Origin of the sequence: Mesorhizobium sp. M0848 (assembly GCF_040319805.1) — a bacterium.
In the GTDB taxonomy this organism is placed as follows: domain Bacteria; phylum Pseudomonadota; class Alphaproteobacteria; order Rhizobiales; family Rhizobiaceae; genus Mesorhizobium.
Genome location: NZ_JAMYOM010000001.1, coordinates 39522 through 61417, shown reverse-complemented (window position 1 = coordinate 61417; position 21896 = coordinate 39522). Strand labels below are relative to the sequence as shown.

At 62.7% G+C, this 21896-nt stretch carries 19 protein-coding genes; 12 read left to right on the top strand and 7 right to left on the bottom strand.

Features of this window, described 5'->3' with window-relative positions:
* Positions 1 to 24: 24 nt before the first annotated feature.
* Entirely contained in the window at positions 25 to 774 is a 750-nt protein-coding gene (locus NKH95_RS00310; RefSeq protein WP_023813534.1) for a CTP synthase C-terminal region-related (seleno)protein, read from the bottom strand.
* Positions 775 to 855: 81 nt separating this feature from the next.
* Between NKH95_RS00310 and NKH95_RS00305 the strand changes: the two genes are divergently transcribed.
* Complete coding sequence (locus tag NKH95_RS00305) at positions 856 to 1725, top strand: LysR family transcriptional regulator (RefSeq protein ID WP_164892996.1); 870 nt, start codon at positions 856 to 858, stop codon at positions 1723 to 1725.
* Between the two features lie 39 nt (positions 1726 to 1764).
* On the opposite strand, the gene NKH95_RS00300 is transcribed toward NKH95_RS00305, so the two are convergent.
* Entirely contained in the window at positions 1765 to 2397 is a 633-nt protein-coding gene (locus NKH95_RS00300) for a LysE family translocator (protein ID WP_023813536.1), read from the bottom strand.
* A gap of 131 nt (positions 2398 to 2528) precedes the next feature.
* On the bottom strand, positions 2529 to 4514 hold the full coding sequence (locus NKH95_RS00295) for a TadE/TadG family type IV pilus assembly protein (RefSeq protein WP_352890522.1): 1986 nt from the start codon (positions 4512 to 4514) through the stop codon (positions 2529 to 2531).
* A gap of 230 nt (positions 4515 to 4744) precedes the next feature.
* On the opposite strand from NKH95_RS00295, the gene NKH95_RS00290 reads away from it, so the two are divergent.
* Both NKH95_RS00290 and NKH95_RS00285 read left to right on the top strand, forming a co-directional pair.
* Positions 4745 to 5605 (top strand): TIGR01459 family HAD-type hydrolase, encoded by an 861-nt coding sequence (locus NKH95_RS00290; protein ID WP_023813538.1) that lies wholly within the window; start codon positions 4745 to 4747, stop codon positions 5603 to 5605.
* Between the two features lie 6 nt (positions 5606 to 5611).
* Positions 5612 to 6592 carry a bifunctional riboflavin kinase/FAD synthetase gene (locus NKH95_RS00285; RefSeq protein ID WP_023813539.1) on the top strand — a complete coding sequence of 327 codons (981 nt, stop codon included), beginning with the start codon at positions 5612 to 5614 and terminating at the stop codon, positions 6590 to 6592.
* Positions 6593 to 6610: 18 nt separating this feature from the next.
* On the opposite strand, the gene NKH95_RS00280 is transcribed toward NKH95_RS00285, so the two are convergent.
* Positions 6611 to 7165, bottom strand: a complete 555-nt coding sequence (locus NKH95_RS00280) for an HdeD family acid-resistance protein (RefSeq protein WP_352890520.1) — start codon at positions 7163 to 7165, stop codon at positions 6611 to 6613.
* Positions 7166 to 7359: 194 nt separating this feature from the next.
* On the opposite strand from NKH95_RS00280, the gene NKH95_RS00275 reads away from it, so the two are divergent.
* The 3 genes from NKH95_RS00275 (at position 7360) to NKH95_RS00265 (ending at position 12337) form a co-directional block, all read left to right on the top strand.
* On the top strand, positions 7360 to 8166 hold the full coding sequence (locus NKH95_RS00275) for a MipA/OmpV family protein (protein ID WP_023813541.1): 807 nt from the start codon (positions 7360 to 7362) through the stop codon (positions 8164 to 8166).
* 290 nt (positions 8167 to 8456) lie between these two features.
* A complete protein-coding gene (gene ileS / locus NKH95_RS00270; RefSeq protein ID WP_023813542.1) occupies positions 8457 to 11450 on the top strand; it encodes an isoleucine--tRNA ligase in 2994 nt (997 codons plus the stop codon).
* Positions 11451 to 11656: 206 nt separating this feature from the next.
* Complete coding sequence (locus tag NKH95_RS00265) at positions 11657 to 12337, top strand: hypothetical protein (protein WP_023813543.1); 681 nt, start codon at positions 11657 to 11659, stop codon at positions 12335 to 12337.
* A gap of 40 nt (positions 12338 to 12377) precedes the next feature.
* Here NKH95_RS00265 and NKH95_RS00260 read toward each other — a convergent pair whose 3' ends face one another.
* Positions 12378 to 12827, bottom strand: a complete 450-nt coding sequence (locus NKH95_RS00260; RefSeq protein WP_023813544.1) for a nucleoside deaminase — start codon at positions 12825 to 12827, stop codon at positions 12378 to 12380.
* A 182-nt stretch (positions 12828 to 13009) separates the two neighbouring features.
* Here NKH95_RS00260 and NKH95_RS00255 point away from each other — a divergent pair, with 182 nt between their 5' ends.
* The 5 genes from NKH95_RS00255 (at position 13010) to NKH95_RS00235 (ending at position 19508) form a co-directional block, all read left to right on the top strand.
* Positions 13010 to 15130, top strand: a complete 2121-nt coding sequence (locus NKH95_RS00255) for a pseudouridine synthase (protein WP_352890518.1) — start codon at positions 13010 to 13012, stop codon at positions 15128 to 15130.
* Positions 15127 to 15681: a 16S rRNA (guanine(966)-N(2))-methyltransferase RsmD gene (gene rsmD / locus NKH95_RS00250; RefSeq protein ID WP_127266868.1), complete on the top strand. Its 555-nt coding sequence runs from the start codon at positions 15127 to 15129 to the stop codon at positions 15679 to 15681. The genes NKH95_RS00255 and rsmD overlap by 4 nt, the downstream gene beginning before the upstream one ends.
* A 236-nt stretch (positions 15682 to 15917) precedes the next feature.
* On the top strand, positions 15918 to 17306 hold the full coding sequence (locus NKH95_RS00245) for a M16 family metallopeptidase (RefSeq protein WP_352890515.1): 1389 nt from the start codon (positions 15918 to 15920) through the stop codon (positions 17304 to 17306).
* Positions 17307 to 17310: 4 nt separating this feature from the next.
* Positions 17311 to 18648: a M16 family metallopeptidase gene (locus NKH95_RS00240; protein ID WP_352890513.1), complete on the top strand. Its 1338-nt coding sequence runs from the start codon at positions 17311 to 17313 to the stop codon at positions 18646 to 18648.
* The gene (locus NKH95_RS00235) at positions 18645 to 19508 is read left to right on the top strand and encodes a patatin-like phospholipase family protein (protein ID WP_352553913.1); all 864 of its coding nucleotides are present in this window, start codon (positions 18645 to 18647) and stop codon (positions 19506 to 19508) included. The genes NKH95_RS00240 and NKH95_RS00235 overlap by 4 nt, the downstream gene beginning before the upstream one ends.
* 41 nt (positions 19509 to 19549) lie before the next feature.
* On the opposite strand, the gene NKH95_RS00230 is transcribed toward NKH95_RS00235, so the two are convergent.
* Complete coding sequence (locus NKH95_RS00230) at positions 19550 to 20089, bottom strand: dihydrofolate reductase family protein (RefSeq protein WP_352890511.1); 540 nt, start codon at positions 20087 to 20089, stop codon at positions 19550 to 19552.
* A 222-nt stretch (positions 20090 to 20311) separates the two neighbouring features.
* On the opposite strand from NKH95_RS00230, the gene NKH95_RS00225 reads away from it, so the two are divergent.
* A complete protein-coding gene (locus tag NKH95_RS00225; protein ID WP_352890509.1) occupies positions 20312 to 21211 on the top strand; it encodes an HNH endonuclease in 900 nt (299 codons plus the stop codon).
* Between the two features lie 79 nt (positions 21212 to 21290).
* On the opposite strand, the gene efp is transcribed toward NKH95_RS00225, so the two are convergent.
* Positions 21291 to 21860: an elongation factor P gene (gene efp, locus NKH95_RS00220; RefSeq protein ID WP_128304774.1), complete on the bottom strand. Its 570-nt coding sequence runs from the start codon at positions 21858 to 21860 to the stop codon at positions 21291 to 21293.
* Positions 21861 to 21896: the final 36 nt, after the last annotated feature.

Genomic DNA, 21896 nt, shown 5'->3' with positions numbered 1-21896 from the left:
AATCACTCAACGACGATAGGCCGTTCAGCGATTGAGCTGGGAAACATCACCGCCCCAAAACGCGGCGCGCGGTCTTGACCGGGCGCTTTCCAGGAAGGCGACAATGATTGGATGCGGGTGCTGCTTTGTCGACGTCAGCTGCGGCACGAAGAGCGTGGCAAGGTAGAATGGGTGGGATGGCAGCAGGAGGACGCGAGCCTCGCCATTCGAATCCCTGCCGACAATGTGAAAGCCGCCGGCGTCCAGTTCTTTCTGGTAGGCTGGATTGATGCCGAAGTTGCAATAGTAGCGCTCTTTCGTGTTCGTTTGTCCATAAATCCGCGCTGCCCGGCTCCCTCGCGTCAGAAATACGTCCATGGTTTGCCCAACGAGTGAACAGGTCAGCTGTGTGACGAACAGGGTGGAAGCATAGGGATCGTATTCCGCATGCTCGGCGTCCTGGAAACCCAGCACGTTGCGGGCATATTCGACGACCATATGCTGGCAACCGCCGCAGGTTCCCAAAGCAGGAATTTCGTTTTCCCTGGCATGCCGGATGGCATTCAGAGCGCCATTCATGCTCCTGTACGGGCTGCCTGGAGCGATCCAGATCGCATCAAAAGGTGCCAGCTTGTCGCTGACCCCGGTGATCAGTTCTTCGGTCGAAATCCACTGGTGTTCGTACTGGATACCGAGCGTGGACCCGGCATGATCCAGCGCTTCGTCCATCTTGGCGTGTGGTTCGAAAGATGGCGTGTATTCACCGATCAGCGCCAATGCGAGTCGTTGTGTCATGAGAGCTCCTATGAATTGAAGTGAGCTTCCAGATGCGTTATCGGAGATGCATAAGTAAAATGCATTCGGATGATATCTATCATGACTATCACTAATATCACTCTCGCTCAGCTGCGGGTCCTGACCATGATTGTCGAAGACGCGAGCTTTTCGACGGCCGCTACGCGGATCGGCATGACGCAGTCGGGCGCAAGCCAGGCGATGAGAAGCCTTGAAGGCGTTCTTGGAGTGAAGCTTCTGGTTCGCGGCAAGAACGGGGTGTTTCCGACGGAAATTGGACAAGCAGTGCTTCAGGATGCGCGAGAGGCCGTTCTGGCCATCGAGCGAATCCAGCAAAGGAGCGCCGCAGCTTCAGGCGCTCAGACCGGGCGGTTGCGCATTGGAAGCGTGGCAAGCGCGGTAGAGCGTTTGCTGCCGCAAATACTTGCCCGCTTCCAGCGGCTTTTCCCCGGCGTCGAACTGGTTTTGCTGGAAGGAACCGATCATGAGGTTCTGGAATGGGTTGAAACAGCAGTCGTTGACGTCGGCCTGACCTCCGAACAATCAGCCGAAACTGTCGGGGATGTAGTCCTGGAGGATGATTTCGTCTTTCTTGCTGCTTGCGACCACCCGCTAGCAGCGACGGCGCGCGTCAAATTGTGCGACCTGGCCGACGAGAATTTCATCATGTCGGGCTCTGGTTGCGAGCCGGTCATCCGTCAGCTCTTCGCATCCGTGAACATCTCGCCTAAGGTTGTCCTTACGGTTCGCGATACGGCTGCCCTGGTGGAAATGGTGTCGCAGGGGATCGGTGTGACACTGATGCCTGAGCTTTCCACTCCGGAAGGAGACGCTCGCGTGTGTCGAATTCCCATTGTTCCTTGTGTTCAGAGGCGGCTGCTCGTTGTCAGTCTTGCAAGGGCCAATCGTTCGCCAGCCGCGGAGAAATTCGTGCAGCTGCTGGCGCCCTGACGTTTCTAGCTCAGCTCGCGATCATCGTCCAAGGCGAATTCAGCGCTGCGCCTCTGTCGCCATCTTCAGCGCAAGTGCCGCCAGCACGGTGCCCATCATCCAGCGCTGGATGACCAGCCACAAAGGCCGTCCGGCGAGAAAGGTGGCGATCGAGCCGGCCGTCACCGCGATGACGGCATTGACGCTGAGACTGATCGAAATCTGCGTCGCGCCGAGCACCAGTAGCTGCGACAGGACGTGGCCTTTGCCGGGGCTGATGAACTGCGGCAACAGCGACAGATAGAGCACGGCCACCTTCGGATTGAGCAGATTCGTCATCAGGCCCATGGCGAAAAGCTTGCGCGGCCTGTCCCTCGGCAATTCGCGCACTTCGAACGGCGAGCGTCCGCCCGGCTTCACCGCCTGCCAGGCCAGCCACAGGAGATAGAGCACGCCGGCAAAGCGCAGCGCGTCATAGGCGTAGGGCACGGCGAGCAGCAGCGCGGTGATGCCGAACGCCGCCGCCAGCACATAGAAGACAAAGCCGAGTGCCACGCCGCCAAGCGAGATGAGCCCCGCCTTCGGCCCCTGCGACAGGGAACGCGAGATCAGATAGATCATGTTGGGGCCAGGCGTCAGCACCATGCCGAGGCAGACCAGCGCGAAGGCGAGATGATTGGCCGTTTCGGGCATCTGTTCTTCCCCAGCGCGCCGCGAATGGATGCACGATCCGGCAGGCGGCCAACATGTGCCTGTCCCGGCAGGCGCGCGCAAGTGCATGGCGGCGCCAGCCGTTGTTCCAGCTAGCCGCCGGTGCCTACGGATCAGCCGACGACGCGCAGGTTCGACACTTCGTTGCCGATTTCCTTGAAATCGTTCGACAAGCTGGCGCCGGTGGCGTTCCAGAACAGTTTTGCCGGCTTGCTCGCGTCCGTTGGATCCTTGCGGAAGCGCGAGTTCGACGAGCAGGATTTCAGCGCCTCGATCGCCTGCTGGTCGGCGATTTTAGTCGTCGACAGATCGAGCGCCACAGTCATCACCATGATGTTGGCTGCCTTGGCGTTGTTGCAAAGCGTCGCCATCTGCTCGTTGAGCGCGTTGGTATAATTGCCGTTAGAATAATCGAATTGGCCAATGGTGCTCGATGTGCCCATGAACAGGCGGCCCACCGACGTGCCGTTGTAGCCGGGTTTGAGATAGCCGAAGGACGCATAGGTCGACTTCGAATCGGCGGGGTCGGAATAGCCGAGCGAGGAAGGCGTGTAGTAGGTGTTGGCGCCGTCGGTCAGCACGATCACGACCTTGTCGTTGCCCCTCTCGGTTTCCGGGCGTCCTTGCGTGAAGGGCTCGCCGCTCGAAACCACGCGCCATCCCCAGGCGATGCCTTCGGGAACATTGGTGCCGCCATCGGGCTTCATCAGGTCGATCGCGGCCTTGATCGCCGTGAGCCCAGTGGCAACGCTGACATCGGTCAGCGGCGTGATCGGGTTGGTGGAGCAGCTGTAGTTCGGCCCGTTGCCGGCGGCCAGCGCCGGCGCATTGATCGGCCGCGGCTGGAAATATTTGGCCATGTTGCGCAACCGGGATTGGCCGGTGCTGCTTGTCGGGTCGTCATTCCACCAGCTGTTGATAGCGCCATAGGCCGTCGGCGCGGCCTCATCCGGATCCTGAGTGATCTTCCAATGGTTGCCGGGTTCGTCAGGGGCGAACATCGGCACGAACATCGTCGCCGGATCGCCAATCCCTATGCCGGTGTTCGCAGAGCCGCCGGAAGGCGCCGCGTCGTTGACATTGTAGGGATAGGGCCTGGCCTCGACGCAACCCTGCCAACTGGCGAACGGGCCATAGGAATCGATGTAGTCGTATTCGTCGTGGTCGCGTTTGCAGGTGTTGTTCGAGTTGTATTCGTCGCAAACCACGCGCTTGCTGTTGGTGACACGCTCATGGTTGGTGACGACCTTCATGTCTCGGTAGAGCGAAAACCGGGTCAGCATCTGGCCTTCGCCGGTACCCCATCCGGTGCCGCGCTTGTACCAGATACCGTTGGTCTGCTGGGCGTATTTGTCGACCGCGTTCAGCGTCGACCAGTCGAAATTCTCGTTCGATACCGGCGACAGTCCTTCGGTGTCCATCCAGGACGCGTTACCGTTGCCGGGTCCGACATTGACCGAGGCGGCAAACGGCACGAGGCCGAACTGCACCGGCCTGTCGACCTGCTTGATCATCGCCGCCTGCTGGGCCAGCGTGTCGACCAGCTGTTTGGCCGCGGTCTTGAGAAGGTCGATCCGCGTTTGCCCCGAGCCCGTTCCGGTCTTGGTCATCGACCCGGAATTGTCGAGCACCAGGGCGACTTCAAGAGTGTTCTTCAGCCGCACTTCCGAGGAGACGTTGAAGCTGATCTTCTGGTTGGCGTCGGTTTCGGATTTGCCGACGAGCTGACCGAAGACCGGATAGAAATAGGGCTTGTAGTCAAGCCGCGCGCTCATCTTGAGCAAGCCCCCGCCGGCGGTGTTGCTTGGCAAGGTGACGCTGAGCGTCGTGTTGGCAGGGTTGATCTTGTTGAGGTTGGCATTGAAGAAATCGAGCGCATAGGCTCTCAACTGGTCGTCGGTAGCACCTTCCGTCAGCCGGCGCGCCGTGGCGAAGTTTGCGGCATCGAGCGCATTCGAAACCGCCTGTTTTTCGCGGCTCATCTCGGTGAAGTCGACGGCCATCGCCAGGGCGCCCATGAGCGGAACCATCGCGACGACGGTCATAAGAGCATAGTTGCCGCGTTGGTCGCGGCAGAACTGACGCCAAAGTCCATGCATGTCTTGCAGCGGCCCCCGCCGGCGGATTCTCGATCAATGCCAGCTTTCCACAAAACGCTGAAGGCCGTGTTTGGGAAATCGCTCGATTGCCGGGGCAGCGCTTCACCAACCGCTAACCAATCGTGCCTGGCGAAAGCTGATGACAGGCCGGGGCGGTTCGGCTAATCCGAACCGGCTGCGGCGAACCGTCGGTCGCGGCGATCGCAACGATCATGACTGAAGGAAACGGCATGGCGGATTCGCCTGAAATCATCAGCTCGCTCGAAGACGTGTCGAAGGCCTATTCGGCAATCCTGTGCGACGTCTGGGGCGTGGTGCACAATGGTGAAACGCATTTCCCGGCGGCGGCCTCGGCATTGGCAAGGGCTCGAGAGGCGAAAATCCCCGTCGTCCTCATCACCAATTCGCCGCGCAGAAGTGCCGATGTCGTGGCGCAGATGAACGCGATCGGTGTTCCACCGTCAGCCTACGACCGGGTGGTTACCTCAGGCGACGTGACGCGGGATCTGATCGCCGAAGGGCCGCGCAAGATTTTCCATATCGGCGCCGACCGGGACTTCACCCTCTATGAAGGTCTCGACGTCGAGCTTGTCGAGGAGTTCGAGGCGTCCGGCATCGTCTGCACCGGCCTGTTCGACGACGAGGTCGAAAACCCCGAGGATTACACGGAGCTCCTGCGGCGGCTGCGCGCCCGGAACCTGCCTTTCATCTGCGCAAATCCCGACATCGTGGTCGAGCGCGGCGAACGCATCATATGGTGTGCCGGCGCGCTGGCGCGTGACTACGCCCAGCTCGGCGGCCGCACATTGATCGCTGGAAAACCTTACGCGCCGATCTACAATCTCGCGATGAAAGAGGTCGCCGAGATTCTTGGCCAGCCGGTCGAGCGCGGCCAGGTGCTGGCCATCGGCGACGGCATGATGACCGATGTGAAGGGCGCCGCCGACAATGGCTTCGATGTTCTTTATGTCTCCGGCGGCATCCATGCCCGCGACTATGGCGATGCCCTGTACCCGGACCCGGCAAGACTGGCGGCGTTCCTGGAAAAGCATGGCTATGGTCCGGTGGCCGTCATTCCCAGACTTCGGTAGGTGACGATGGCAGCCTTCCAACGCATCCTGGCAACCGCGCCGCTTCCCGCCGACCTGCGCGGCGGCGTGGTGGCGATCGGCAATTTCGATGGCGTCCATCGCGGCCATCAGGCGGTGCTCGAGCGGGCCTCTGCCGAGGCCGGACGGCGTGGAGTGCCGGCCCTGGTGCTGACATTCGAACCGCATCCGCGCAAGATCTTCAGGCCTGATATCCCGTTGTTCGTGCTGACGCCGCCGCCGATGAAGGCGAGGCTCCTGTCGCTGCTGGGCTTTGCCGCGCTGGTCGAACAGCCGTTCACGCGCGACTTCGCCTCGCTGTCGGCGGAAGCGTTCGTGACGGATGTGCTGGAAACGAACCTTGGCATTACCCACGCCGTGACCGGGTTCGATTTCCACTTCGGCAAGGATCGTCAAGGCGGCCCGGCCTACCTGATGGCGGCCGGCGAACGTCATGGCTTCGGCGTCACGCTCGTCGACGCCTTCCGGGACGAGGGCGCCGAGGTGGTGTCGTCCAGCCGCATCCGCGGATTGCTGGGCGAGGGCGAGGTGGCTGAAGCCGCCGGTCTGCTCGGCTACCGCTTCACCGTCGAAAGCGAGGTGGTCGGCGGACAGCAGCTTGGCCGCACCCTTGGCTTTCCAACCGCGAATATGAGGCTGTCGGCTGAAGCCGCACTCAAGGAGGGCATCTATGCCGTCCGCTTCCGCCGCGCCGACGGCACGCTTCACGACGGCGTCGCCAGCTTCGGCCGTCGCCCGACGGTCGACGACAATGGCGCGCCGCTGCTTGAAACCTTCGTCTTCGACTTCTCCGAAGACCTCTATGGCGAGGTCTGTCAGGTTTCCTTCTTCGGTTTCCTGCGCCCGGAGGTGAAGTTCGAAGGGCTCGATGCGCTGGTCGCGCAGATGAAGCGCGATGAAGCCGAGGCACGCGCGCTGCTTGCCGGCGTCAAGCCGCTCTCCGATCTCGACGCGGCCATGGCTTTTTGAGTCCAGGCGTGATCCCGGCTATTTTTTCAGCGCGAGGCCGACGGCGATAAAGGTCCAGCCCTGGAAGATCAGATCGATCGCAAGGAACAGACCGAGCACCCACAGGCTGTTGAACGGCCAGCCCATGGCGATGATCAGACCTGCAAGGGCGCTGATGACACCGGCGGCGACGATCCAGCCCCAGCCGCGTTCCGGCCGATGGCTGTAGCCGACCCAGGCCCTGAGCACCCCTGACGCGACCAGCGCGATCGCCAGCAGGAACGTCAGCACCGCCGAGGCAAGCAACGGATTGCCGAAAGCGAAGAAGCCGGCAACGGCGTACAGCAGTCCGCTGAGCAGCCAGTAGAAGAAGCGGCTCCAGGTCTTGACGCCGAACGCATGCACGATCTCGATGATGCCCGCCATCAGCATCAGCCATCCCACGACGTAGACGGAAGCCACCGTGGCGACGAACAGATTGGCAAAGGCAATGCCGCCGAAGATGAGCAGCAGCACACCGAGCGCGACAAACCATCCCCATTTTGTCCGTGTCTGTTCGATCGCGATTTTCAAGGCGTCGCCATGCAGGGTCATTGTCGCGGTCTCCATCGAGGGCTGCGGAATACTGCGAATGGAAGGTAATCCGGGCGCGGGCCAACGTCCAGTCGATGACCGGCAGCCGGATCGCGGCAAAGCGCGAGCGTATGTCTCGGGTTTAAATCAAATTTTACCAAACGGCCGTCAAAGCTGTCGTCGGTAACCGTGTGTGTTGTGTTAGTGGAGTGGCCATGAGTCCGGTCGGAAGAATCTCTCTGGTGTTGGCCGCTGCGATGCTGGGTGGCGCGGGCGTTGCCAATGCGGGCGAGGGCAGCTGGCTGTCCGGCGACTGGTATCTGACCGTTGGCGCCACTGGCATGGTGGCGCCGAATTTCGAGGGCGGCAAGAAGTACCTGCTCAGCGCCTCGCCGATCATTTCGCTGGGCAAGGCCGGACCTGCCGCCCGCTTTGTCTCGCGCAACGACAACATCTCGCTGGCGCTGGTCGATGATGGCGGTGTCCGCGCCGGCCTGACCGGCAAGTTCCTGTTTTCCCGCGACGATGACAACGCCGATGAGCTGAAGGGCCTCGATCCGGTGCGCTGGGGCGGCGAAGTCGGCGGCTTCTTCGAATTCTATCCGACGGACTGGCTGCGCGCCCGCGCCGAGCTGCGCCACGGCATTCGCGCCCACAACGGCTTTGTCGCCGACATCGCCGCCGACGCCTTTTACGACGTGACGCCGACCGTCAGGATTTCGGGAGGACCGCGTGTTTCCTTCGCCTCAGGCAACTATTTCGACGCCTATTATGGCGTCAACGCGCAGGAAGCGGTGGCCTCGGGCTTGAGCGAATACCATCCCGGTGGCGGGTTGAAATCGACCGGCCTCGGCGGCGCTATCACCTGGAAGGTGACCGAGCCGATGACTGCCAGCCTGTTTGGCGAATATTCGCGCCTGATGGGACCGGCGGCCGATTCCAGCCTGGTCAAGGAGCGTGGCGACCGCAACCAGTTTATGATTGGCGTGTCGACCACCTACCGCTTCGATTTCACGATGTAGGTGAATCGAACGAGAGACGCTTTATTCCTGCGTCTATCTCCGCTAAAAGCCCACCAATGACGAGCTTTTCGCGCCTTCGCGTGCTGACGATACGAATTACCGGCCCGGTGTTCCGGGCGGCCTGAGGGTCGCCGGAACCGCCGGGAATTCTGCGCGCGGCCTCTCGCGCTTTTTCCAGATCATCAGGCATGTCGCCCAAAAGTGGCCCCGGTTTTGGGAAAACGACATGCGCAAAAGTATAGTTCAACGCCCGAGCTCTTTTGCCGCCGGGCAATGCACATGGCAGACCAATGACCGATACAACTGAAACGATCGACTATTCCAAGACGCTTTACCTGCCGCGGACGGATTTCCCGATGCGTGCCGGCTTGCCGGAGAAGGAGCCGCTGCTGGTCAAGCGCTGGCAGGACATGGACCTCTACCGCAAGCTGCGCGAGAGCGCTGCCGGCCGCACGAAATACGTGCTGCATGACGGCCCGCCCTACGCCAACGGCAACATCCATATCGGCCATGCGCTGAACAAGATCCTCAAGGACGTCATCACCCGCTCGTTCCAGATGCGCGGTTACGACTCGAACTATGTGCCCGGCTGGGACTGTCACGGCCTGCCGATCGAATGGAAGATCGAGGAGCAGTACCGCGCCAAGGGCAAGAACAAGGACGAGGTGCCGGTCAACGAATTCCGCAAGGAATGCCGTGAGTTCGCCGCAGGTTGGATCACGGTGCAGGGGGCCGAGTTCCAGCGCCTCGGCGTCATCGGCGACTTCGAGAATCCCTATACGACGATGGCTTTCCATGCCGAGTCGCGGATCGCCGGCGAGCTTTTGAAATTCGCCATGTCGGGCCAGCTCTACCGCGGCTCCAAGCCGGTGATGTGGAGCGTGGTCGAGCGTACGGCGCTGGCCGAGGCCGAGATCGAGTACCACGACTATGAGAGCGACACGATCTGGGTGAAGTTTCCGATCCAGTCTGCTGATGGGGATACGATTTTACACGTCGAGGACGAAGGTGGTGAGCGAACTGGCAGGAAAATTGTCGTAAAGCCGCCGCACAGTTTGTCCCATGCTTCAGTTGTCATCTGGACGACAACGCCTTGGACGATCCCGGGTAACCGGGCGGTAGCCTATTCGCCACGCATTGCCTACGGACTTTACGAGATCGTGGCAGCCGAAAATGACTTTGGCCCTCAGCCCGGTGAGAAGCTGGTCTTTGCCGACGCGCTTGCCGATGAAAGCGCAGCCAAAGCCAAGGTGAATTTTAAGCGACTTCGCACCGTGACAAGCGAGGAACTTGCCAACGTAACGTTAGATCATCCGTTTTTTGCGTTAAACGGAGGGTATCATTTCGATGTGCCCATGCTCGTCGGCGACCATGTCACCGACGATGCCGGCACCGGCTTCGTCCACACCGCGCCCGGTCACGGCCGCGAGGACTTTGACGCCTGGATGGACGCGGCGGTGGATCTGCGCGCACGCGGCATCGATCCCGCCATCCCGTTCACCGTCGACGATGGCGGCTTCTTCACCAAGGACGCGCCGGGGTTCGGCCCCGACCGCGAGGGTGGACCGGCACGCGTCATCGATGACAATGGCAAGAAGGGCAACGCCAACCAGGCCGTCATCGACGAGTTGATCAAACGCAACGCGCTGTTCGCGCGTGGCCGGCTGAAGCACAGCTACCCTCACTCCTGGCGGTCCAAGAAACCGATCATCTTCCGCAACACGCCGCAATGGTTCGTCTACATGGACAAGGACCTCGGCGATGGCTCGACGTTGCGCAGCCGGGCGCTCAAGGCCATCGACGACACCCGCTTCGTGCCCGCCGCAGGCCAGAACCGCATCCGCGCCATGATCGAGGAGCGCCCGGACTGGGTGCTGTCGCGCCAGCGCGCCTGGGGCGTGCCGATCGCCGTGTTCGCCGATGCCGACGGCAATGTGCTGAAGGACGAGGCGGTCAACCAGCGCATCATGGACGCCTTCGAGCAGGAAGGCGCCGACGCCTGGTTCGCGGCTGATGCCAAGGAGCGTTTCCTTGGCAATCACGACGCTTCGAAGTGGAAGCAGGTGATGGACATCCTCGACGTCTGGTTCGATTCGGGCTCGACGCATGCCTTCACGCTGGAGGATCGTCCTGACCTGAAATGGCCAGCCGACGTCTATCTCGAAGGCTCCGACCAGCATCGCGGCTGGTTCCATTCGTCGCTGCTGGAGAGCTGCGGCACCAGGGGCAGGGCGCCTTACGACACCGTCGTCACCCATGGCTTCACCATGGACGAGGATGGCCGCAAGATGTCGAAGTCGCTCGGCAACACCGTCGTGCCGCAGGACGTCATCAAGCAGTCGGGCGCCGACATACTGCGTCTGTGGGTGGTGACGACCGACTACTGGGAGGACCAGCGGCTCGGCAAGAACGTGCTGCAGACCAACATCGACGCCTACCGCAAGCTGCGCAACACCATCCGCTGGATGCTGGGTACGCTTGCCCATGACGATGGCGAAGAGGTGCCGATGGAGAAAATGCCGGAGCTGGAGCGGCTGATGCTGCACCGGCTGGCCGAGCTCGATGAGGTCGTGCGTTCGGGCTACGACGCCTTTGAATTCAAGCGCATCACCCGCATGCTGCTCGATTTCATGGTGGTCGAGCTGTCGGCGTTCTATTTCGACATCCGCAAGGATGCGCTCTACTGCGACGCGCCGTCGAGCCTGAAGCGCAAGGCTTCGGTGCAGGTGGTGCGCCATCTCTTCGATTGCCTGGTGAAATGGCTGGCGCCGATGCTGCCTTTCACCACGGAGGAGGCCTGGCTTGACCGTCATCCCGACGCCGTCTCGGTGCATCTCGACCAGTTCCCGCAAATCCCGGCGGACTGGAAGAACGAGGCGCTGGCGGAAAAGTGGCGCCAGGTGCGGCAAGTGCGGCGCGTCGTCACCGGCGCGCTGGAGATCGCGCGCGCCCAGAAGGTGATCGGATCGTCGCTGGAAGCGGTGCCGGTCGTCACAATCAACGACGCAGCGCTCGAAGCGGCGATTTCAGATGTCGACATGGCCGAGATGGCGATCACCAGCGATCTGGTCATCGCTCATGGCGAGGCACCGGCTGGTGCCTTCGCGATCGACGACGTCAAGGGTGTCGCCGTGGTGGTCGAGAAGGCCGAGGATCGTGGCCTGTTAAAATGTGCACGCTCCTGGCGCTACACCGCCGATGTCGGCCAGGATCCGGAATTCCCGGATGTTTCGGCTAGGGATGCGGCGGTGCTGCATGAATTGAAGACGCTTGGCCGACTTTAACGGTTAGTCGGCTGGATCGGTGCACAAATGCCACGCCGGGCGGGCGAAAACCGCCCGCGCGTTGCCCTTAACGAGTGGTTGAGGTAAACACGCGAAACTCCGGAAGACAAATTGTCGCCGGATTTCCGTCGCAAGTGCTTGGACGATGGGGACCGGCCACAAGGCCGGCGGCAATCGAGAGGCTGTCTAGAGTGGGACTTTTTGGCATGACCGAGAGATATAACGCGCGCTTGGCGCTGCTGGCGCCGCTTGTCGCGTCGGGCCTCGCTTTGTCCGGCTGCATGGGCTCTCCGACCTACGGCACCGACAAGACCGCCGGCGAACAGCTGGCCGGCGATATTTCAGGTGCCTTTTCATTCGCGCCGAAGCGCAAGGAACAGATCGACTACAAGCCGCGTCCGACGCTTGTGAAGCCGGCGCCAGGCCAGAAGGAAGCGCTGCCGGCCCCGCAGGACAGCATCGAGACGGCGAGCGCCGAATGGCCCGAATCGCCCGAGCAGCGCCGCGCCCGCCTGCGCGCCGACGCCACCGCCCATCAGAACGACCCGGCTTACCAGTCGGAGATCGTCGACGACGTGCAGACCGATCCGGCCTCGGTGAAGAGGGCAATGGCGGAATCAGGCTCGAGCCACCCGCCGGCATGGACACCGGCCGATTCCGACAAGGGTCGCGCCGCCGAGATCCAGCGCCGCCTTGCCGACAGCAAGCAGGGCGATCCGAACACCCGCAAATATCTGAGCGAGCCTCCAGTGCAGTATCGTGTCGCGGCCGGCACGGCGCCGCAGAACGAGCTTGGCGAGGACGAGTACAAGAAGGAACGCCGTCTCAAGAAAGAGGCGGAAGGCAAGAAGGGCAGCGGCTGGTTCGACTGGATGCCGTCCCTGTAAAAACCGCTTCTTTCTTATTTCTTGCCGAAGGGCGCCCGGCTCAGCCGCGCCGTTCCCGGAAAAATCCTTTGAGCAACAAGGCCGCCTCGGTCTCGCCCATGCCTGGATAGATGTCGGGCCTGTGGTGGCAGGTTGGCGATGCGAAGAAGCGCACGCCATTGACCACCGCGCCGCCCTTGTCGTCGGCGGCACCGAAATAAAGCCGGCGCAGCCGGGCGAAGGAAATTGCGCCGGCGCACATGGCGCAAGGTTCCAGCGTCACATAGAGATCATGGCCGGTCAGCCGCTCGGCCGACAGTTTGCGGCAAGCTTCGCGGATGACCAGCATCTCGGCATGCGCGGTCGGGTCGGCAAGTTCGCGTGTGCGGTTGCCGGCGCTGGCGACAACACCAGCGCCATTGGCGATGACGGCGCCGACCGGCACTTCGCCTCGCAAGGCGGCAGCCTCGGCCTCCTTCAGCGCCAGCGCCATGAAATCGGGCCGCTTCACGCGATTTCCACTCTGATTATCTCCTCGCCACCTGACGGTGATCCTGTTATGGAGCGCAGGACCTCGAAAATCGGGACTCGGTTTTCGAAAATGATCATGCGCCACATCAAAAGTGCTACAGCGTTCGTTGCGCGCCCGAAAGGATGCGCCACGCTGTAGCAGCGCAAACGGATAAAGGCCACATGGACGACAACGACAAGAAATTCCGACCCAGGAAGGGTCCGGCCAAGAGTGGGCCGAAAGCCGCGGGACCGCGCAGCCGTGATGGCGCCGCCGGCAAGGGCGGCAAGCCGTCCTTTGGCGCCAAGAAGCCTTACGCACCGCGTGGCGATCGGCCGATGGCCGCCGATGGCGAGCGGCCGAAGCGCGATTTCAAGGGCGGCGACAAGCCTTTCAGCAAAGGCCCGCGACCCGAAGGGAAGCCTTTTGAGAAGCGCGAAGGGCCGCGCAAGCCCTACGCACCGCGCGGCGACCGCCCGATGGCCGCCGAAGGCGAGCGCAAGCCCTATGAAAAGCGCGAGGGGCCGCGCAAGCCTTATGCGCCCCGTGGAGATCGCCCGGTGGCCGCCGAAGGCGAGCGCAAGCCCTATGAAAAGCGCGAGGGGCCGCGCAAGCCTTATGCGCCCCGTGGAGATCGCCCGGTGGCCGCCGAAGGCGAGCGCAAGCCCTATGAAAAGCGCGAGGGGCCGCGCAAGCCTTATACCCCCCGTGGCGATCGCCCGGCTGCGGCGGCAGCGGGCGGCGAAAAGCGTTTCGACCGTCCCAAGCGTGATTTCAGTGACCGCGCGCCGCGCGACGCCGGCGATCGCCCGAAGCGTGACTTCGCCGACCGCCCCAAGCGCGATTTCAGCGACCGCCCCAAGCGCGACTTTGGCGATCGGCCGCAAGGCGCATCGGGTGGCAGCTTCAAGCCACGCCCGCGTCCCGCCGAGGGCGCGGAAGAGGCAGGCGAGCGCATCGCCAAGCGGCTGGCGCGCGCCGGCCTGGCCTCGCGCCGCGATGCCGAGGAGCTGATCGCCGCCGGCCGCGTCAAGGTCAATGGCCGCGCCCTGACTTCACCGGCCTTCAACGTCATGCCTGATGACATCATCCATCTCGACGGCATGGAAATCCCGCCGATCGAGCGCACCCGGCTGTTCCTGTTCCACAAGCCGGCCGGCGTCGTCACCACCAACCGCGATCCCGAGGGCCGCAAGACCGTCTTCGACGTGCTGCCGGCTGAATTGCCGCGGCTGATGACCATCGGCCGGCTCGACATCAACACCGAAGGCCTGCTGCTGCTCACCAATGATGGCGGCCTCTCGCGCGTGCTCGAACTGCCGGCCACCGGCTGGCTGCGCCGCTACCGCGTGCGCGTCCACGGCAAGGTCGAGGAAAGCGCGCTTGCCGGCCTGCGTGAAGGCATTGCCGTCGACGGCGTGTTCTACGGTGCCATCGAAGCGACGCTCGACCGTGAGCAAGGCACCAATGCCTGGCTGACGATCGGTCTGCGCGAGGGCAAGAACCGCGAAGTCAGGAACATTCTGGGTTCGCTCGGCCTCGACGTGACGCGGCTGATCCGCATCTCCTACGGGCCGTTCCAGCTCGATGACCTCGCCGAGGGCCATGTGCTGGAGATCAAGGGGCGCGTGCTGCGTGACCAACTCGGCGAGCGCCTGGTCGAGGAATCCGGCGCCAATTTCGACGCCGATGTCACCAAGCCGTTTTCCAACAAGCCGGTGCGGCGCACCGAAGTTCGCGAGCCGGAGCCGGAGCGGCCGAAATTCACCCGTGACGGTGAGCGCCGCCCGATCGGGGAGGGCGGTCTGATCAAGAACCGCAAACGCCGCGAAGGCAGCCGCGACGAGGCTCTGGGCAAACTGTCGACAAGTCCCGACAGAAGCGCGGAGAAGAGTTTTGGCGAACGCGGCCCGCGTCCCGAACGCAGCTTCGGCGACAAGCCGCGCGGCAATTTTGGCGACAAACCGCGCGGTGGCTTCGGTGACAAGCCACGCGGCGGTTTCGGCGACAAGCCTCGGGGTGGTGGCAAAAAGTCCGAGCGCGAGCAGCGGCCGATCGAGCCGCCCGGCCAGCGCAAGGCCAATGTCTGGATGGCACCGGGCGCGCGGCCGATCGGCAAGGGCAGGGCCGACGCAGACGCAGCCAAGGCCGCTGAAGCCAAGGCGCGAAAGGCATCGTTCAAGCCGACCTATGGCAAACCGGCCGGTGCCAAGCCGTTCGGCAAGCCGAGAGGCGAACGTCCGGGCGGGGCCGGCGGCGGTGAGCGTCCGCGCAATGGTCCCCGAGGCCCCAAAGCGAGATGAGAATCGTCGGTGGTGAGTTTCGCGGGCGTCCGCTGGCGACGCCCCGTTCGAGCGCCATCCGTCCGACGACCGATCGCACCCGCGAGGCGGTCTTCAACGTGCTGGCGCATCGCTTTGCCGCGCAGTTGGACGGTGCGCGCGTGCTCGACCTGTTCGCCGGCACCGGTGCGCTGGGGCTTGAGGCGCTGTCGCGCGGTGCCTCCTATGGCGTCTTCATCGAGGAATCGGCCGAAGGCCGTGGCCTGATCCGCGACAATGTCGAGGCCTTCGGCCTGACCGGCCGCACCAAGATCTTCCGCCGCGATGCCACCGGCCTTGGCGAAGCGGGCACGCTGGCGCCGTTCGGCCTCGTCTTTGCCGACCCGCCCTATGGCAAGGGTCTTGGCGAGCGCGCCTTGCAGTCGGCGAAAGCCGGCGGCTGGCTTCGCCCCGGCGCGCTGTGCGTGGTCGAAGAGGCGGCAGTGGCGCCGTTCGAGCCGGGCCCCGGCTTTTCCGTGCTGGACGAGCGCAACTATGGCGAGACCGTCATCCGCTTTATCGAGGCGGCCTGATACGCCTCGTATCCTTGGCCGTGCATCCATGGGCCGGCCTCTTTGCCGCCGCCTTTGCCGGCAACATGACCAACAATTCACTTTGCTTGTCGCCAGCACCTTGCCTATCGTCCGCCAAAGCAATTCCAGGAAAAGTGTGAAGCGGTTTTCCGCCCGGAATTGCGACAAGACAAAGAGATGGAGCGGTTCAACGTTTCCGTGAAACGATGAACCGCTCTACGAAACCGGAGCCATCGATGACATCCAGGATTGAATGGCTGCGCGGAACGCTGTTGGCGACCTCTTTGGCTTTTGTCATGACCAGCCCGGTGCTGGCCGAGAGCCCCGTCTTGCCCAACACGGTTCCGGCCGAGTTCAAGGTCACGGATTTCCTGCTCGACAACGGCATGGAGGTGGTCGTCATTCCCGACCACCGTGCGCCGATCGTCACCCACATGGTCTGGTACAAGATCGGCAGCGCCGACGAGCCGCCCGGCAAATCCGGCATTGCGCATTTCTTCGAACATCTGATGTTCAAGGCGACGACCAACCATGCGGCCGGCGAGTTCGACCGCGCCATCTCCGATATCGGCGGCTCCAACAACGCCTTCACCTCTTACGACTACACCGCCTTCCACGAAACGGTGGCGGCGTCGGCGCTCGAACTGATGATGAGCTTCGAGGCCGATCGCATGCGCAATCTCATTCTCACCGACGATGTGATCAAGACCGAGCGCGATGTCATCCTCGAGGAGCGCCGCTCGCGCATCGACAACAGCCCCGAGGCCGTGCTGGACGAGGAAGTCGATGCGACGCTGTGGCAGAACCAGCCCTATCGCATCCCGGTCATCGGTTGGATGCAGGAGATGCAGCAGCTGAACCGCGCCGACGCTGTCGCCTTCTATGACAAATATTACCGGCCCAACAACGCGGTGCTGATCGTCGCCGGCGATGTCGAACCGGACACGGTGCGGGCGCTGGCCGAAAAGACCTATGGCAAGGTGGCGCGCGGCCCCGATCTGCCGCCGCGCATTCGTCCGGTCGAGCCGGAGCAGAACACCAAGCGCACGGTGACGCTCGCCGATGCCCGCGTCAGCGTGCCGAGCTTTTCCACCCAATGGGTGGTGCCGTCCTATCACACCGGCAAGCCGGGCGAGGCGGAAGCGCTCGACCTCTTGGCGGAGATCCTTGGCGGCGGCAATCGCAGCCGGCTCTACCAGGCGCTCGTCGTCCAGCAAGGTATCGCATCCAGCGCCGGCGCCTTTTTCCAGGGCACCATGCTCGACGACACCAACTTCACCGTCTATGGCGCGCCGCGCGGCGATGCCAAGATTTCCGACATCGAAGCGGCGGTCGATGCCGAAGTGGTGCGCATCGTCAAGGATGGCGTCACGCCATCGGAGCTGGAGAAGGCCAAGGACCGCTATGTCAGGTCGATGATTTTTGCCCGCGACAAGCAGGATTCCATGGCCAACATCTACGGGTCGACGCTGGCCACCGGCGGCAATGTGCAGGACGTCCAGCAATGGACGGACCGCATCCGCAAGGTCACGACAGATGAGGTCAAGGCCGTCGCCGCGCGCTACCTAGTGCTCGCCCGGTCGACCACCGGCTATCTCTTGCCGCAGCAACAGGCGGGGAATTGATTTGATGAGCACGAACGCGGTACGCGCACCCCTCACCACCCTCTTCCTCTCCGTCCTCTTCCTCATCCTGCCGGCACTCACCGCGCGGGCCATGGAGATCCAGTCCGTCACCTCGCCGAAGGGCATCACCGCCTGGCTGGTCGAGGACTATTCCGTGCCGGTCGTCGCCATCCGCTTCGTCTTCGGCGGCGGCTCGACGCAGGATCCGGTCGGCAAGGAAGGGCTGGCCAACCTGATGACCGGCCTGTTCGACGAAGGCGCCGGCCCGCTCGACAGTGAAGACTTCCAGATCAAGCTCGACGATGCCGGCGCCGAAATGAGCTTCGACGAGAGCCGCGACGGCATCTACGGCTCCATGCGCATGCTGGCCGAGCAGCGTGACCAGGCGTTCGACCTGTTGCGGCTGGCGGTCAACGAGCCGCGCTTCGACCAGCTGCCGATCGACCGCATTCGCTCCCAGATCCTGTCCGGCATCATCGCCGGCGAGAATGATCCCGACACGGTGGCGCAGAACAAATGGGCGCGTGCCCTCTATGGCGATCATCCCTATTCCCGCTCCGACCAGGGCACCAAGGAAAGCATCGCCACCATCACGCCGGATGATCTCAAAGCCCTGCACAAAGCGGTGTTCGCGCGCGGCGGCCTGCGTGTCGCAGTGGTCGGCGCCATCGACGCGGAGACGCTGAAGAAGAAGCTCGACATGGTGTTCGGCGACCTGCCGCAAAACCAGGCGCTGAGGCCGGTGGCCGATATCGACCCGAAGCTGGCGCAGCATATCGAGGTTGACTACGACCTGCCGCAGACCTCCCTGCAGCTCGCTTTTCCCGGCGTGAAGCGCAAGGCGGCGGATTTCTTCCCCGCCGTGCTGATGAACGAGATCCTTGGCGGCGGCACCTTCACCTCACGCCTGTTCCAGGAAGTGCGCGAGAAGCGCGGGCTGGCCTACAGCGTCAACTCCTCGCTGATCAACCAGGACCACGCCAGCGCGCTGATCGTCAGCACCGGCACCCGCTCCGACCGCGCGGCCGAGACGCTGGGCATCGTCCGTGACGTGGTCAAGCGACTGGCCGAAGAAGGCCCGACCGAAGCGGAGCTGGCGGCGACCAAGAAATACATGATCGGCGCCTACGCCATCAACAATCTGGACTCGTCCAGCGCCATCGCCTCGACGCTGGTCGAACTGCAACTCGACGATCTCGGTATCGACTACATGCAGCGCCGCGCCGGCTACATCAACGCGGTGACGCTCGACCAGGTCAAGGCGGCGGCGAAGAAGCTGCTGACCGCCGAGCCGACCATCATGGTGATCGGGCCGAAACTGGCCGGAGCCGGCAAGGGATGAGCCCGACCTTCGGCATCGCCTTCGGCGGCGGCGGCGCGCGCGGGCTGGCGCATATCCATGTCATCGAGGCGCTGGACGAGCTGGGCATCAAGCCGGTGGCGATTGCCGGCTCGTCGATCGGCGCCATCATGGGCGCCGGTATGGCCGCCGGCATGACCGGCAAGGAGATCCACGACTACGCCCGCTCGATTCTTGGCCGCCGCGCCGAGGTGGCGAGCCGCATGTGGCGGGCGCGGCCGGGCACCATCGCCGAAGCCATGCAGGTCCGCGTCAGCCAGTTCAACGTCGAGCGCATCCTGAAAGCCTTTCTGCCCGAGGCCATTCCCGAAACCTTCGCCGAGCTGAAAATCCCGCTCAAGGTGACGGCGACCGACTATTTCGGCCACAAGCTCGCTGTCTTCGATGACGGCGAACTGCACTCGGCGCTGGCGGCGTCGGCGGCAATCCCCGCCGTGTTCCGCCCGGTGATGCGCGACGGCAGGCTGCTGATCGATGGCGGCATCTACAACCCGGTGCCGTTCGACCTGATCGAAAACGATGCCGACATCATTATCGGCGTCGACGTGGTCGGCGCGCCGGAAGAAGCCGACCGCAAGCAGCCGACCTCCGTCGACCTGATGTTCGGCGCCACGCAGCTGATGATGCAGTCGATCATCGCCAACAAGCTGAAGCAATGCCGCCCCGACATCCTGGTCCGCCCGGCAGTCTCGAGATACCGCGTCCTCGACTTCCTGAAGATCGACGCCTTGATGAACGAGACGGTGGATATCAAGGACGAGCTGAAGCGGCAGGTGGAGAGGGTGCTGGAGGCGAGGAGCGCCGCCGCCGTTAAAGGGAGGCGAGGAAAGCAGGTCGGGTGAGGATGCATCTTCCCGACGCGATCTGAAAGGCTCCAACCGATTTACGATTTCGCCACCGGCACATACTCCAGCGCCACAACACCGTTGCTGAACGGCGTCGCCGAAATCAGTTCGAGCGACACCGCCGCGCCGCCTGGGAACAGTGGCTTGCCCTGGCCGACGGTGCCGGGGTAGCTGAGCAGCCTGACGCGGTCGACCAGGCCATGGCGCAGCAATTCCTGCGCAACGCTCAGGCTGCCATGCACATAGATGTTGCCGCCGCTGCCTTGCTTCAGCGTCCTGACCGCATCCGGCAGCGGTCCCTTCGGCAATTCGGCCGGCTTCCAGTCGAGCGCCTTCAGGCTGGTCGAAGCGACATATTTCGGCAGCGCGTTGAACCGGTCGGCAAAATCTCCGGTTTCCGTTGGCCAGGAGCCGGCAAAGATCTCATAGGTCGTGCGCCCCAAAAGCATGGCGCCGCTGTCGGCAAGCTCGTCCTCCTTGAACCTGTTCATTTCGTCGTTCCAGGTCACGCTGGGCAGCTTCTCGACCTCGGCAATGCCATCGACGCTGATGAATTCGGTGACGATAAGTTTTCGCATGGCGTTCTCCTTCTTTGGTCAAAGGACGGAATGCGCAGGCCTTTTACGACACGTTCCATGAAATATATTGCTGCGCTTCGTTGCAGTGTGGCGCTTTCAGCGCGAGGCTGCGAAAGACCGATGCCATGGGGAAGTGCGACCGGCCTGGACTAAACGCCAAAATTCGGATTTTGATGCCACATCTGAAGTAATTATTCCCAAGAACGCATTGCAGGAAGATCCATGGGATTCGGGGTTTTCATTCATCGCTCGGATTCGCGTTACAACGATCGCCCCGCAGAGCAATACCAGTTTCCTCGCCCGTATCTGCGCCGCGTTGAAGCGTGTGTCGGCAAGTGGATTATCTACTACGAGCCCAGCAAGGTAAACGATACACGGGGCTATTACGCTGTAGCGAAAGTCCAGCAGATCAAACCCGATCCTGTAACGCCCGAGATGTACCTCGCGCTGATTGAGCCCGGAACTTACCTCGATTTCGTCAATCCTGTTCCATTTAGCAGATCTGATGGTCTCGTCGAACGAGGCCTGCTCAATGATGAGGGACGGATTTCTGGCCGCGCCCAATCTGCCGTCCGCGCACTTAGCCCAAGTGACTTCAACCGGATCATCGATCTGGGCCTGGATACGAATAAGTTGTTGCTGCCGCGCATTGATGAGGTCGGCATATCTGCCGGCTTTCAGGATGAGCAGGCGCCATTCGAATTCGAGCAGAGTCGTGATCGCGTAAGCTACATCGGATCGCGAATCGTGCGAGACCGCATTTTCCGTCGAGTCGTCTTACGTGCCTATGACGAGCGCTGCGCGATCACAGGTCTCAAGCTGATAAATGGCGGAGGCCGGGCAGAGGTTTCTGCTGCGCATATTCGACCGGTCGAGGCGAACGGGCCTGATGTCGTCAACAATGGGATCGCACTGTCCGGCACTGCGCATTGGATGTTCGACCGTGGATTGATCAGCCTGTCGGACGATTTTGAAATCCTGATCTCCAGGCAGGTCAATGACTTAGACAGTGTGCAGGGCTTTATAAACAAGACGCGGCGCGCGCTTCCGCCTCGCCGACAGCTCGAACGCCCGCATCCTCATTTCTTGCAATGGCACCGCGAGCACTGTTTCAAGCAATAAGCGGTGTCTCGAAGCTGCCCCCCGTCTATGGAAAGGCATTGCTTGCAGGCCGTTGGTCGTTTGGGCGGGAAGGACCCCCTCAGTCCTTAGCCCGCTCCACATAAGCCCCATCGGCCGTCATCACCACCACGCGGGTGCCCGGTGCGATGTGCGGCGGCACCAGGGTGCGCACGCCGTTGGACAGCACGGCGGGCTTGTAGGAGGACGAGGCCGTCTGGCCCTTGGTCGTCGGCTCGGTTTCCACCACTTCGAAGGTGGCGCGCTGCGGCAGCACCAGGGAAATGGCGATGCCGTTGAACTGTGACACCTGCACGGCCATGCCTTCCAGCAGGTAAGGCGCCATGTCGCCGACCACGGCTTCCGACACCGCCACCTGGTCGTAGCTTTCCGGGTTCATGAAATGAAAGCCTTCGCCGTCGCGATAGAGGAAGGTGTGCTCGCGCTCTTCCACATAGGCGCGCTCCACCTGTTCGGTGGTGCGGTAGCGCTCCGAAACCTTCACCCCGTCGCCGATGCGGCGCATGTCGAGCTGCGTCACCGGCGTGCCCTTGCCTGGGTGGATGTTTTCGGCAAAGAGGATCACATAAAGCTTGCCGTCCCTGTCGACGACATTGCCTTTGCGGAGCGAACTGGCGATGACTTTCACCACGGTTTTAAATCCTGCAAGAAGAGTTGACTGGCGTTT